This window comes from Stenotrophomonas sp. STEN054 (assembly GCF_056854535.1).
In genome coordinates, this window is the sequence record NZ_JBXFWG010000073.1 from 1 (window position 1) to 12,708 (window position 12,708).

Below are 12,708 nucleotides of genomic sequence, written 5' to 3' on the forward strand. Positions count from 1 at the left end.
CGGCGGCGGGCGACGCGGGCGCGCGCGGGGGGCCCCCGCGCGGGCGCCCGGTTGGGGCGGGGGGGGGGGGCGGGGGGCGGCTCGCGGCGGGGGGGGGGGGGGGGGGGGGGGGCGCCCCTCCCCCGGCGTCCCTGTCAGCGCTCAGGTGGACGCCCACCTTGGTGGGCGCGGCTCTGCGCCGCGATGCCAACCGAGGTTGGCAACTACCCTTCGTTGGCAACGCCGTGCGGGACGTGGCCGGCGGCCACGTGTTCGCGGGCGCTGTCGATGTTGTGCTGCGAATCATCGAAGAAGATGTCAGCGCCAAAGGCCTGCAGGAACGGGCCCTTGTGGCGGCCACCGAGGAACAGGGCCTCGTCCAGGCGCACGCCCCACTCGCGCAGGGTACGGATCACCCGCTCGTGCGCCGGCGCAGACCGCGCGGTCACCAGCGCGGTGCGGATCGGGGCGCTGTCGCCGACCGGGAACACTTCCTGCAAGGTATGCAGGGCCGACAGGAAACCGCGGAACGGGCCACCACTGAGGGCCTCGCGGGCGCGCTCGCGTTCATGGCGGCCAAATGCTTCAACCCCCTGCTCGCGCGAAATGCGCTCGCTCTCGTCACCGAAGATCACCGCATCACCATCGAAGGCGATGCGCAGCTGGCCGGCCGGGCGCCCCATGTCGATCTGGTCGGCGGCGGCCGCGGCGGTCTCGCCCGGCGGCTTGGGCAGGATGGTCGCCGCCGCAATGCCATGGCGCAGCGCACTGCGCACCGATTCGGGGTTCGCCGACAGGAACAGGTCGGTGCCGAACGGCTTCACGTAGGGCCAGGTAGGCTCACCGGCGGTGAAGGTCGCGCGGATGATGCCCAGCCCGTAATGCTGGATGGAATTGAAGATGCGCAGGCCGGTGTCGGCCGAGTTGCGCGACAGCAGGATCACCTCGACGCGCGGGTTTTCCGGGCTGGCGCCCTGGTTCAGTGCCAGCAGCTTGCGCACCACCGGGAACGCCACGCCAGGGCCGAGGATGTCGTCCTCGTGCTGGCGCTGGTACTCGGCGTACGCCGCCACGCCGTCACTCTCGAAAAGCGCATGGCTTTCTTCCAGATCGAACAGCGCGCGCGAGGTCACCGCGACGGTCAGCAGACGGGGGGAGTTGTCGCCCATCGGTGGGGGTCCTTCAAGCGATCGGCGGGGGCCGGCAGCGTATTGTCGTCAAAAAACGAACTGTTCGCTCAGGATCCGGTCTTCCAGGTTGTGTTCGGGGTCGAACAGCAGGGTGACCCGGTGCTCCTTCGACTCGCGGATGGTCACTTCCACCACGTCGCGGGTCTCGTGCGAATCGGCGGTGACGCTGACCGGGCGCTTGTAGGGGTCGAGCACGCGGAAGCGCACTTCGGTGTCGGCCTTGAGGATGGCACCACGCCAGCGCCGCGGCCGGTACGGGGCCAACGGCGTCAGTGCGATGGTGTGCGAACCCAGCGGCAGCACGGGCCCGTGCGCCGAATAGTTGTAGGCGGTGCTGCCGGCCGGGGTGGCCACCAGCACGCCATCGCCGATCAGCTCGGCCACCCGCTCCTGGCCATTGAGGTCGATGCCGATGTGCGCCGCCTGGCGGGTCTGCCGCAGCAGCGAGACATCGTTGTAGGCCAACGAACCCGTGCTCGCCCCGGACTCGGTCAGCGCCACCATTTCCAGCGGCCGGAGGTTGGCCGGCTCGGCGCGGGCGATGCGCGCGACCACGTCATCCTCGGCGCGGTACTGGTTCATCAGGAAGCCGACGGTGCCCAGTTTCATGCCGAACACCGGCTTGCCCAGACGGCCGTGCCGGTGCAGCGTCTGCAGCATGAAGCCGTCGCCGCCCAGCGGGCACAGCACATCGGCCTGGTCGGGCGCGTGGTCGCCATAGCGGGCAAGCATCGCCGCGCGGGCCATCTGTGCTGCTTCGGTGGTGCTGGCCAGGAAAGCGATGCGGGGGGTGTCGCTCATCGGTGGATCCGGGGGGAAGGCATGAGGGAGAGCATAACCGAGCGCCGTTGCGCTCGCCGGGCGTGGCCCAGCGCTACCTGGAACCCCGCGCCCCGGTAGCGCCGGGCCATGCCCGGCGAACGGCAGACCCACAACGCAGAACGGCCCCGCTTTCGCGGGGCCGCTCCGTTTCACGCTCACCGGGCGAGGTCCGGCGTTACATCACTTACGCACCGTGCGCTGCCATCTGGCCCAGGCGTTGCACTGCGACCGAAACGGTCGGGTAGTCCAGGGTCTTCTGCTCAGCCAGTTCGGCCAGCATCGACAGGGTGAAGCGCAGACTGCTGTCGTCACGACCGATCCAGCTGGCGACCTTGGCTTCCGCACTGCTGCCCTTGGTGCCCAGCACCTGGCCGGCCAGGTTGCGGTGGTGCGCGGCCAGTTCGTCACGCAGCACGCCACGGGCAACCGCGTGCCAGCGGCCGTTGACCTCCAGCGCGTCGATCTGCTCGAACAGCCACGGCAGCTGCAGGGCATCGCCCAGGCGGAAGTGGACCTTCGACACGTCCACCGGCTTCAGCTTACGGGTGCGGGCCAGTTCGATGATGTCAAACGCCGGCTCCAGGAAGTGCAGTTCGGCCAGCTGCTGGGCCAGCGCGGACGGCAGGCCCTTCTCCTTCCACTGGGCCACCAGGGCTTCGTAGGTCGGACGCTGCGAATCCGGCAGCACGCCCGAAGCAACGCGGATGTCGTTGAACGGACCCTGGTAGCGGTTGACCGCCTCGGTGATGCCCGGCATCGGGCCCGGGCGCGACAGCAGCCAGCGCACGAACGAACGCTGCAGCTTCCAGATCACTTCCAGTGCGTCGATCTGCACCGACTCCGGCAGGGTGCCGTCGAGGGCGTCGATCTGCGCCCACAGCGCGCGGGCATCCAGCGTTTCGCGGCTGATGGTGTACGCCTTGGCGACCTCGGCGATGGTGCGGCCGGTATCTTCCTGCATGCGCATCAGGAAGGTGGCGCCCATGCGGTTGATGGTCTGGTTGGTCACGGCCGTGGCGATGATTTCGCGCTTCAGGCGGTGACGCTCCATCGCGTCGGCGTACTTCTTCTGCAGCGGGGTCGGGAAGTAGCGCTGCAGTTCCTTGGACAGGTACGGATCTTCCGGGATGTCCGAATCCAGAAGCTGGGCGAACGCCACCAGCTTCGAATAGGACAGCAGCACCGACAGTTCCGGACGGGTCAGGCCCTGGCCGCGTGCCTTGCGCTGCGACAGCTCGGCATCGGACGGCAGGAACTCGATCTGGCGATCGAGCAGGCCCTGCTGTTCCAGGGTGCGGATGAAGTGCTGCTTGGAACCCAGGCGCTTGACCGCCATCCGCTCCATCAGGCTCAGGGCCTGGTTCTGGCGGTAGTTGTCGTTGAGCACAAGGTCGGCGACCTCGTCGGTCATCGACGCCAGCAGCTTGTTGCGCTGCTCGACGGTCAGCTTCTTGGCGCGCACCACATCGTTGAGCAGGATCTTGATGTTGACTTCATGGTCGGAGGTGTCGACACCGGCCGAGTTGTCGATGAAGTCGGTGTTGAGCAGCACGCCGGCCTGGGCGGCTTCGATGCGGCCAAGCTGGGTCATGCCCAGGTTGCCACCCTCGCCCACCACCTTGCAGCGCAGCTCGCCACCGTTGACGCGCAGGGCGTTGTTGGCGCGGTCGCCGACATCGCTGTGCTGCTCGCTGGCGGCCTTGACGTAGGTACCGATGCCGCCGTTCCACAGCAGGTCGACCGGCGCCTTCAGGATCGCGCTCATCAGGTCGTTCGGCGACATCGACCTGACGTTCTCGTCCAGGCCCAGCGCCTCACGCACCTGCGGGGTGATCTCGATCGACTTCACGGTGCGCGGGAAGATGCCGCCGCCCTTGCTGATCAGCTTGGCATCGTAGTCCGCCCAGCTCGAACGCGGCACGGTGAACATGCGCTCACGCTCGACGAACGAGGTGGCCGCATCCGGGTTCGGGTCCAGGAAGATGTGGCGGTGGTCGAACGCAGCGACCAGGCGGATGTGGCGCGAGAGCAGCATGCCGTTGCCGAACACGTCGCCGGACATGTCGCCCACGCCGACGGCGGTGAAGTCCTGGCTCTGGCTGTCACGGCCCAGTGCACGGAAGTGGCGCTTGACCGATTCCCACGCACCGCGGGCGGTGATGCCCATGCCCTTGTGGTCGTAGCCGACCGAACCGCCGGAGGCGAACGCATCGCCCATCCAGAAGCCGTGCGCGATGGCCAGGCCGTTGGCGATGTCGGAGAAGGTCGCGGTGCCCTTGTCGGCCGCCACCACCAGATACGGATCGTCCATGTCGTGGCGTACGACATCCACCGGCGGCACGATCCTGTCGTTGACGATGTTGTCGGTGATGTCCAGCAGGCCCTGGATGAACAGCTTGTAGCAGGCCACGCCGTTGGCGAACACCGCATCACGGTCACCGTTCACCGGCGGGGTCTTGGCGAAGAAACCGCCCTTCGCGCCGACCGGCACGATGACGGTGTTCTTGACCATCTGCGCCTTGACCAGGCCCAGCACCTCGGTGCGGAAGTCTTCGCGACGGTCCGACCAGCGCAGGCCGCCACGGGCCACGGCGCCGAAGCGCAGGTGGGTACCTTCCACGCGCGGGCCGTAGACGAAGATTTCGCGGTACGGGCGCGGCTTCGGCAGGTCCGGCACCAGGGCCGAATCGAACTTGAAGCTGATGACATGGCCGTGCTGGCCGTTGGCATCGGTCTGGTAGTAGCTGGTACGCAGGGTCGCGTCGATCACGCCCATGAACGAGCGCAGGATGCGGTCCTCGTCCAGGCTGGACACGCGGTCCATCAGCTTCAGCAGCGCTTCGCGCGCGGCCTGCATCTGCGCATCGCGGCCACCCTTGCGGGCGTCGACCACGGTCTTCAGCACCTTCAGGGTGGCGTCGTCGCCAGCGGCCAGCACATCGAAGTGCGCCTTCAGCTGGGCCTGGCCGGTCGCGATGTCGTCCTTGCTCTCGTGGCCGGTTGCCGGGTCGAAGCGGGCTTCGAACAGTTCCACCAGCAGGCGGGCCAGCAGCGGGTAACGCGAGAAGGTGCCTTCCACGTAGGCCTGCGAGAACGGCACGCCGGTCTGCAGCAGGTACTTGCAGTAGCCACGCAGCATGGCGACCTGGCGCCAGTGCAGGCCGGCGGCCAGCACCAGGCGGTTGAAGCCATCGTTCTCGGCATCGCCGTGCCAGACGCGGGCGAAGGTCTCGCCGAAGGCTTCATCGACGCGGCCGGCATCGATGGCACCAGCGGTCGATTCGACCTCGAAGTCCTGCACGTACACCGGGGCGTTGTCGACCGACAGGCGGTACGGACGCTCGGCGATCACGCGCAGGCCCATGTTTTCCATCATCGGCAGCGCGTCCGACAGCGGGATGTCATCCAGCTGGCGGTACAGCTTCAGGCGCAGGCCATCGCCGCTTTCGCGCGGCACGGCCTGCAGGCTCAGGCGCAGGTCGTCCGGGCCGGTCAGGGCGTCGAGCTGGCTGACATCGTTGGCGGCAACGGCGGTGCTGTTGTCTTCGATGTAGCCGGCCGGCAGCGCCTTGCCGATGCGGGCGGCGATGCGCAGGCCTTCGGTCTCGCCATGGCGGGTGACCAGCGCTTCACGCAGGTCGTCCTGCCAGTTGCGCAGCACCTGGGCCAGCTTCTGCTCCAGTTCGGCGGTATCGACGTCGAGCATCTCGCCCGGCTTCGGGCGCACGATCAGGTGCACCTGGGCCAGCGGCGATTCGCCCAGCACGACCGAGCTGTCGACGTACTCACCGTGCAGCGCTTCCTTCAGCATCGCTTCGATGCGCAGGCGCACGTCGGTGTTGAAGCGTTCGCGCGGCAGATAGACCAGCGCGGAAATGAAACGGCTGTACTTGTCGCGGCGCAGGAACAGGCGGCTGCGCACGCGCTCCTGCAGGCCCAGCACGCCCATGGCGGTGCGGAACAGTTCGTCCTCGCTGGACTGGAACAGTTCTTCGCGCGGCAGGGTTTCCAGGATATGGCGCAGTGCCTTGCCGCTGTGGCTGGCCGGGGCCAGGCCGGACTGCGTCATCACGTATTCGTGGCGCTGGCGCACCAGCGGGATTTCCCACGGGCGACGGTTGTAGGCGCTGGAGGTGAACAGGCCGAGGAAGCGCTGCTCGCCGATGATCCTGCCCTTGGCGTCGAATTCCAGCACGCCGATGTAGTCCATGTAGCCGGCGCGGTGCACGCGCGAACGGGCATTGGTCTTGGTCAGGATCAGCGCGTCCTTCAGCCCGGACGTAGTGTTCAGGCCCTGCGCGGCCAGCGTCTTTACCGGACGTGCGGCGGACTTGTCCTTGCCGCGCATCAGGCCCAGGCCGGTGTCGTTCAGCGGCGCCAGCACGTCCTCCTTGCCCTGCTTCTCAACGCGGTATTCGCGGTAGCCGAAGAAGGTGAAGTGGTTGTCGGCGGCCCAGCGCAGGAACTGCTGTGCTTCGGCACGCGAGGCATCGTCGACCGGCAGCGTGCGGCTGCCCAGGTCGTCGGCCAGCGCCAGCGCCTTGTCCTTCATCGGCTGCCAGTCGCGCACGATGGCGCGCACTTCATCCAGCGCCTTGTTGATGGCCTGCTCGATGGCGGCCATGGCTTCGGCCGGCTGGCGGTCGATCTCCATCAGCATCACCGACTCGGCATCGCCCTCGCCGACCTTGGCCAGCTTGCCGGCCTTGTCGCGGGTGAAGCGCAGCACCGGATGGCCCAGCACGTGCACGCCCACGCCCTGCTCGGCCAGCGACATGGTCACGGTGTCGACCAGGAACGGCATGTCGTCGTTGATGATCTGCAGCACGGTGTGCGGCGATTCCCAACCATTGGCCTTGGCGGTGGGGTTGAACACGCGCACGTTGGCCTTGCCGGCCTTGCGTGCACGGGCGAACTCCAGGGTGTCTGCCGCCAGCGCCGCCCACTCTTCAGCGGTGTGGTGCGGGAACTCGTCCGACTCCATGCGCTTGTAGAACGCGGATGCGAATGCCACTGCCTCGGCCTGCGCGGCCGCGGGGTAACGCTTGCGCAAGGCCGTGTACACCGGCTCCAGGGAGAAACCAGCGGTCACTGCGACCTCCGACTCAGCTGGCTTGGTCTTGTTTTTCACGGTCTTGGCTGCGGTTTTTTGCGGTTTCATGTCAGAGCGAGGCGCTTGCTCAGTTGGGAAAATGAAATTGTAGCCCTGTTGCAGGAAAAGGCCTTGCTGCAGGACGGAATAATGAAATGCCGGGTTTGCTGCGGTTTAGACGCCTATTCAGTTCGCACGGGTACGGCGTCCAGCACCGGCATCGCGTTACCGACAGGATCGGCAAACCGTGTTACCGGAATGAGCGCGCACGGCGCCCGAAATCAGGACGGACAGGACCATTGGCACGATTCCACAATCCTGAACTGGACGGTATAGTCCACTGCGTGAACCCGGCCTACCTCCCCGCTGCCCTGGATGCGCGCGATCAGCGCGTGTTCGATGCCGTGCGCGAACTGCTGGCCCACCAGGGCATGCAGATCAGCATGGATGCGGTTGCCCAGCACGCCGGCTGCTCCAAACAGACGCTCTATTCGCGCTACGGCAGCAAGCAGGGTCTGCTGCGGCGGGTGATGCAGCGCCACGTCGGCCACGCCACCGGGGCCATGGTCCGTGCACTCCGCACTGACGACCTGCGTGCCAGCCTTCTGCAGTTCGCCATCGACTTCCTGGAGCATTTCAACCAGCCGCACGTGGGACAGGCCTGCCGGGTGATTGCCGCGGATGCCGCGCAGTTCCCCGAAGAGGCGCGTACGCTGTACCGGCACGGTGCCGGCGCCTTGACGCTTCATCTTGCTGAATGGATTGAAACCGTTTGCATGCGTGGCCAGCTCCGGCATGACGACCCGCACTTCATGGCCGAACTGCTGCTGAGCATGATCGCCGGTCAGGATTTCGACAAACAGCGTTTCCATACCCCCCATCGCGATGACGCGCAGCTGCGTCGGCGCTGGGCAGAATTCTCGGTCGACAGCTTCCTGCGCGCGTTCGCGCCAACGCCGTCGCCGGCCCCCACTACAAACCAACCCCGGAGTTCCTCCTGATGACCGCCCCACTCCGCACCCTTGCCTTGACGTGCGCCGTTGCTGTCGCGCTGGCCGCCTGCAAGAAGCCGGAACAGCAGACGCCCCCGCCGCCGGAGGTGGGCGTGATCGACGCCAAGCCGCAGACCCTGCCGCTGCAGCGTGAGCTGGTCGGCCGCCTGTCGCCGTTCCGCAGCGCCGACGTGCGTGCGCGCGTGCCGGGCGTGCTGCTCAAGCGCGTCTACCAGGAAGGCAGCGAGGTCAAGCAGGGCCAGACCCTGTTCCTGATCGATCCGGCGCCGCTCCGCGCCAGCCTCAACGCCTCCGAAGCGCAGCTGGCCTCGGCCCGCGCGACCTATGCCAACGCCAAGGTCGCCGCCGACCGCGCCCGCTCGCTGGCGCCGCAGCAGTACGTGTCCAAGTCCGACCTGGACAGCGCAGAAGCCGCCGAGCGCACCGCGCTGGCTGCGGTGAAGCAGGCCGAAGCTTCGGTCACCTCCTCGCGCATCAGCCTGGGCTATTCCGAAGTGACCTCGCCGATCAGTGGCGTGGCCAACAAGCAGCAGGTCACCGAAGGTGCCCTGGTCGGCCAGGGTGACGTGACCCTGCTGACCACCGTGGACCAGCTGGACCCGCTGTACGTAAACTTCTCGCTGAGCGTTGACGAGCTGAGCCAGCTGCGCGCGCAGCAGGCCCGTGGCGCCCTGGCCCTGTCCGGCGACGGCAAGGCCACCGTCAACGTCAAGCTGTCCGACGGCACCGCCTACGGCGAAGCCGGCACGCTGGACTTCTCCTCGACGACGGTCGACCCGGCCACCGGCGCGGTTTCGCTGCGCGCGGTGCTGCCGAACCCGCAGAAGATCCTGCTGCCGGGTGCCTTCGTCAGCTTCCAGGCCAACCTGGGCGAGCGCAACAACGCCTTCCTGATCCCGCAGCAGGCCCTGCAGCGTGACAGCGCCGGCGGCTTCGTGATGGTGGTCGGCGCCGACGGCAAGGTCGTGCGCAAGAACGTGAAGACCGAAGGCGCACAGGGTGGCAACTGGATGGTCAGCGACGGCCTGGCCGCCGGTGACAAGGTCGTGGTGGCAGGCGTGCAGAAGGTCAAGGAAGGGGCGCCGGCCACAGCCAAGCCCTGGACCCCGGGCCAGGATGCCAACGGCCAGCCCGCCGCCGGCGGTGCATCCCCGGCCGCCGCCGCTGCAGGCGGTGCCGACAAGGCGCCGGCCACGCCCGATTCGGCCGACAAGGCCGAGCCGGCCGCCACCGAATCGAACAAGCAGTAACGGGAACCTTCCGTCATGCCTAAATTTTTCATCGAACATCCAGTCTTCGCCTGGGTGGTTGCGATCCTGATCTCGCTCAGCGGCGTGATCGCGATCCTCAACCTCGGCGTCGAGTCCTATCCCAACATCGCCCCGCCGCAGGTGACCGTCTCGGCCACCTACCCCGGCGCGAGCGCGGACACCACTGAAAAGTCGGTCACCCAGGTGATCGAGCAGCAGCTGACCGGTATCGATCACCTGCTGTACTTCAGCTCGTCCTCGTCCTCCAACGGCCGTGCGCAGATCACCCTGACCTTCGAGACCGGTACCGATCCGGACATCGCCCAGGTGCAGGTGCAGAACAAGGTGTCGCTGGCCACGCCGCGACTGCCTTCGGAAGTCACCCAGCAGGGCGTGGTGGTGGCCAAGGCCAACGCCGGCTTCCTGATGGTGGTCGGCCTGCGTTCGGACACCGGCACGATCAGCCGTGACGCCCTGAACGACATCGTCGGCTCGCGCGTGCTCGACCAGGTCTCGCGTATCCCCGGCGTCGGCAGCACCCAGCAGTTCGGTTCCGAGTACGCCATGAACATCTGGCTGAACCCGGAGAAGATGCAGGGCTACGGCCTGTCGGCCAGCGAAGTGCTGGCTGCCGTGCGCGCGCAGAACGTGCAGTTCGCCGCCGGTTCGCTGGGTTCGGATCCCTCGCCGGACGGCCACTTCACCGCCACCGTCTCGGCCGAGGGCCGCTTCAGCTCGCCGGAAGAGTTCGAGAACATCATCCTGCGCGCCAACGCCAACGGCTCGCGCGTGCTGCTCAAGGACATCGCCCGCGTCGCCTTCGGTGCCAACAACTACGGCTTCGATACCCAGTACAACGGCCAGGCCGCCGGTGCCTTCGCCATCCAGCTGCTGCCGGGCGCCAACGCCCTGAACGTGGCCGATGCCGTGCGCGCCAAGATGGACGAGCTGCAGCCGAGCTTCCCGGCCGGCGTCAGCTGGTTCTCGCCGTACGACAGCACCACCTTCGTCAAGATCTCCATCGAGGAAGTGGTCAAGACGCTGTTCGAAGCGGTGTTGCTGGTGTTCCTGGTGATGCTGATCTTCCTGCAGAACTTCCGCGCGACGATCATCCCCACCCTGGTCATCCCGGTGGCCCTGCTGGGTACGTTCCTGGGCATGTGGCTGATCGGCTTCACCATCAACCAGCTGACCCTGTTTGCGATGGTGCTGGCGATCGGCATCGTGGTCGATGACGCGATCGTGGTGATCGAGAACGTCGAACGCATCATGACCGAGGAGGGCCTGGCGCCGAAGCCGGCCACGCAGAAGGCGATGACCCAGATCACCGGCGCGGTGGTGGCGATCACCGTCGTGCTGGCCGCGGTATTCATCCCCTCGGCCCTGCAGGGCGGTGCGGCCGGTGAGATCTACAAGCAGTTCGCGCTGACCATCGCCATCTCGATGGCGTTCTCCGCGTTCCTGGCGCTGGGCTTCACCCCGGCCCTGTGCGCGACGTTCCTGAAGCCGACCCACAACGACAACCCGAACATCGTCTACCGTACCTTCAACAAGTACTACGACAAGATCAGCGGGACCTACGTCGGCCACATCACCTCGGCCGTGAAGCACGCGCCGCGCTGGATGATCCTGGCGGTGGTGCTGACCGCGCTGTGCGGCTTCCTGTTCACCCGCATGCCGGGCAGCTTCCTGCCTGAAGAAGACCAGGGCTACGCACTGGCCATCGTGCAGCTGCCGCCGGGCTCGACCAAGGGCCAGACCAACGAAGTCTTCTCGCAGATGCGCGGCATCCTGAAGGACCAGGAAGGCTACGAAGGCCTGATGCAGATCGCGGGCTTCAGCTTCGTCGGTTCCGGCGAGAACGTCGGCATGGGCTTCATCCGCCTCAAGCCGTGGGACGAACGCAAGGTCACCGTGCCCGAGTTCATCCAGAACATGAACGGCGCGTTCTATGGCATCAAGGAAGCGCAGATTTTCGTGGTCAACCTGCCGACCGTGCAGGGCCTGGGCCAGTTCGGCGGCTTCGACATGTGGCTGCAGGACCGTGGCGGCCAGGGCTACGAACAGCTCACCCAGGCGCGCAACATCCTGCTGGGCAAGGCTGCGCAGGAAAGCGACAAGCTGGCCGGCGTGCGCCCGAACGGCCTGGAGAACGCCCCGCAGCTGGCGCTGCATGTCGATCGCGTGCAGGCGCAGTCGATGGGCATGTCGGTGTCGGACGTGTACAGCACCATCCAGTTGATGCTGGCCCCGGTGTACGTCAACGACTTCTTCTACCAGGGCCGCATCAAACGCGTGACCATGCAGGCCGACGCGCCGTACCGCACCGGCCAGGAATCGCTGAAGAGCTTCTACAGCCCCTCCAGCCTGACCACCAATGCCGACGGCACCAACGCCATGATCCCGTTGAGCACGGTGGTCAAGTCGGAATGGGTGTCGGCCCCGCCTTCGCTGAGCCGCTACAACGGTTACTCGGCCATCAACATCGTCGGCTCGCAGGCCCCGGGCAAGAGCTCGGGTGAAGCGATGACCGCGATGGAAGACATCGTCACCAACGACCTGCCGGCCGGTTACGGCTATGACTGGTCGGGCATGTCCTACCAGGAAATCCTGGCGGGCAACGCGGCGACGCTGCTGCTGGTGCTGTCGGTGGTGGTGGTGTTCCTCTGCCTGGCCGCACTGTATGAAAGCTGGTCGATCCCGGTGGCGGTGCTGCTGGTCGTGCCGCTGGGCGTGCTGGGTGCCATCGGCCTGTCGATGATCCGCGGCCTGCCCAATGACATCTTCTTCAAGATCGGCATGATCACGGTGATCGGCCTGGCCGCGAAGAACGCGATCCTGATCGTGGAGTTCGCGGTGGAGCAGCGTGCAGCGGGCAAGACCCTGCGCAATGCGACGATCGAAGCGGCCCGCCTGCGTTTCCGCCCGATCCTGATGACCTCGTTCGCGTTCATCATGGGCGTGATCCCGATGGCCATCTCCACCGGCGCTGGCGCAAACTCCCGCCACGCCATCGGTACCGGCGTGATCGGCGGCATGCTGTTCGCCACCCTGCTGGGCCTGCTGATGATTCCGGTGTTCTTCGTGGTCGTGCGCCGCATGCTGGGCGACAAGCTGGATGAACCCTCCAAGGAGTTCATGGAGCGCCAGCGCGACGCGGAAGCCGCACACCGTCCGGATCGTTGATCGGGCGGCAGGTTGAAATGAAAAGGCCCCGGAGCGATCCGGGGCCTTTTTTCGTTGGAGATTCCTGTAGCGCCGAGCCCATGCTCGGCTGCTTTTTCTTACTGTAGAGCCGCCGCCGAGCACGGGGGGTGTTTACGGGGACCCGGCTGGGGGGCGGGGGAAATGGTGAGCACCCC

The 12,708-nt window shown here is 66.8% G+C and carries 6 protein-coding genes; 3 read left to right on the top strand and 3 right to left on the bottom strand.

Annotation, left to right across the window (positions count from 1 at the left end; all coding sequences use genetic code 11):
- Positions 1 to 203: 203 nt before the first annotated feature.
- From AC1VXD_RS18695 to AC1VXD_RS18705, 3 genes are all read right to left on the bottom strand, one after another.
- Positions 204 to 1,148, bottom strand: a complete 945-nt coding sequence (locus tag AC1VXD_RS18695; protein WP_482993310.1) for a 5'-nucleotidase — start codon at positions 1,146 to 1,148, stop codon at positions 204 to 206.
- A gap of 48 nt (positions 1,149 to 1,196) precedes the next feature.
- Positions 1,197 to 1,970, bottom strand: coding sequence for an NAD kinase (locus AC1VXD_RS18700; RefSeq protein ID WP_482993311.1), 774 nt, complete (start codon positions 1,968 to 1,970; stop codon positions 1,197 to 1,199).
- A 205-nt stretch (positions 1,971 to 2,175) separates the two neighbouring features.
- Positions 2,176 to 7,152, bottom strand: a complete 4,977-nt coding sequence (locus tag AC1VXD_RS18705; RefSeq protein WP_482993312.1) for an NAD-glutamate dehydrogenase — start codon at positions 7,150 to 7,152, stop codon at positions 2,176 to 2,178.
- A gap of 275 nt (positions 7,153 to 7,427) precedes the next feature.
- On the opposite strand from AC1VXD_RS18705, the gene AC1VXD_RS18710 reads away from it, so the two are divergent.
- The 3 genes from AC1VXD_RS18710 to AC1VXD_RS18720 are packed head-to-tail and all read left to right on the top strand — an operon-like array spanning position 7,428 to position 12,532.
- Positions 7,428 to 8,084, top strand: coding sequence for a TetR/AcrR family transcriptional regulator (locus AC1VXD_RS18710; RefSeq protein WP_482993315.1), 657 nt, complete (start codon positions 7,428 to 7,430; stop codon positions 8,082 to 8,084).
- Positions 8,084 to 9,346, top strand: a complete 1,263-nt coding sequence (locus AC1VXD_RS18715; RefSeq protein ID WP_482993313.1) for an efflux RND transporter periplasmic adaptor subunit — start codon at positions 8,084 to 8,086, stop codon at positions 9,344 to 9,346. Before AC1VXD_RS18710 ends, AC1VXD_RS18715 begins: the two co-directional genes overlap by 1 nt.
- A gap of 15 nt (positions 9,347 to 9,361) precedes the next feature.
- On the top strand, positions 9,362 to 12,532 hold the full coding sequence (locus AC1VXD_RS18720) for a multidrug efflux RND transporter permease subunit (RefSeq protein WP_482993314.1): 3,171 nt from the start codon (positions 9,362 to 9,364) through the stop codon (positions 12,530 to 12,532).
- Positions 12,533 to 12,708: the final 176 nt, after the last annotated feature.

Excerpts from the sequence above, each read along its gene's own strand:
- AC1VXD_RS18695 (WP_482993310.1), bottom strand. The coding sequence starts at position 1,148 with ATGGGCGACAACTCCCCCCGTCTGCTGACCGTCGCGGTGACCTCGCGC.
- AC1VXD_RS18700 (WP_482993311.1), bottom strand. The coding sequence starts at position 1,970 with ATGAGCGACACCCCCCGCATCGCTTTCCTGGCCAGCACCACCGAAGCA.
- AC1VXD_RS18705 (WP_482993312.1), bottom strand. The coding sequence starts at position 7,152 with ATGAAACCGCAAAAAACCGCAGCCAAGACCGTGAAAAACAAGACCAAG.
- AC1VXD_RS18715 (WP_482993313.1), top strand. The coding sequence starts at position 8,084 with ATGACCGCCCCACTCCGCACCCTTGCCTTGACGTGCGCCGTTGCTGTC.
- AC1VXD_RS18720 (WP_482993314.1), top strand. The coding sequence starts at position 9,362 with ATGCCTAAATTTTTCATCGAACATCCAGTCTTCGCCTGGGTGGTTGCG.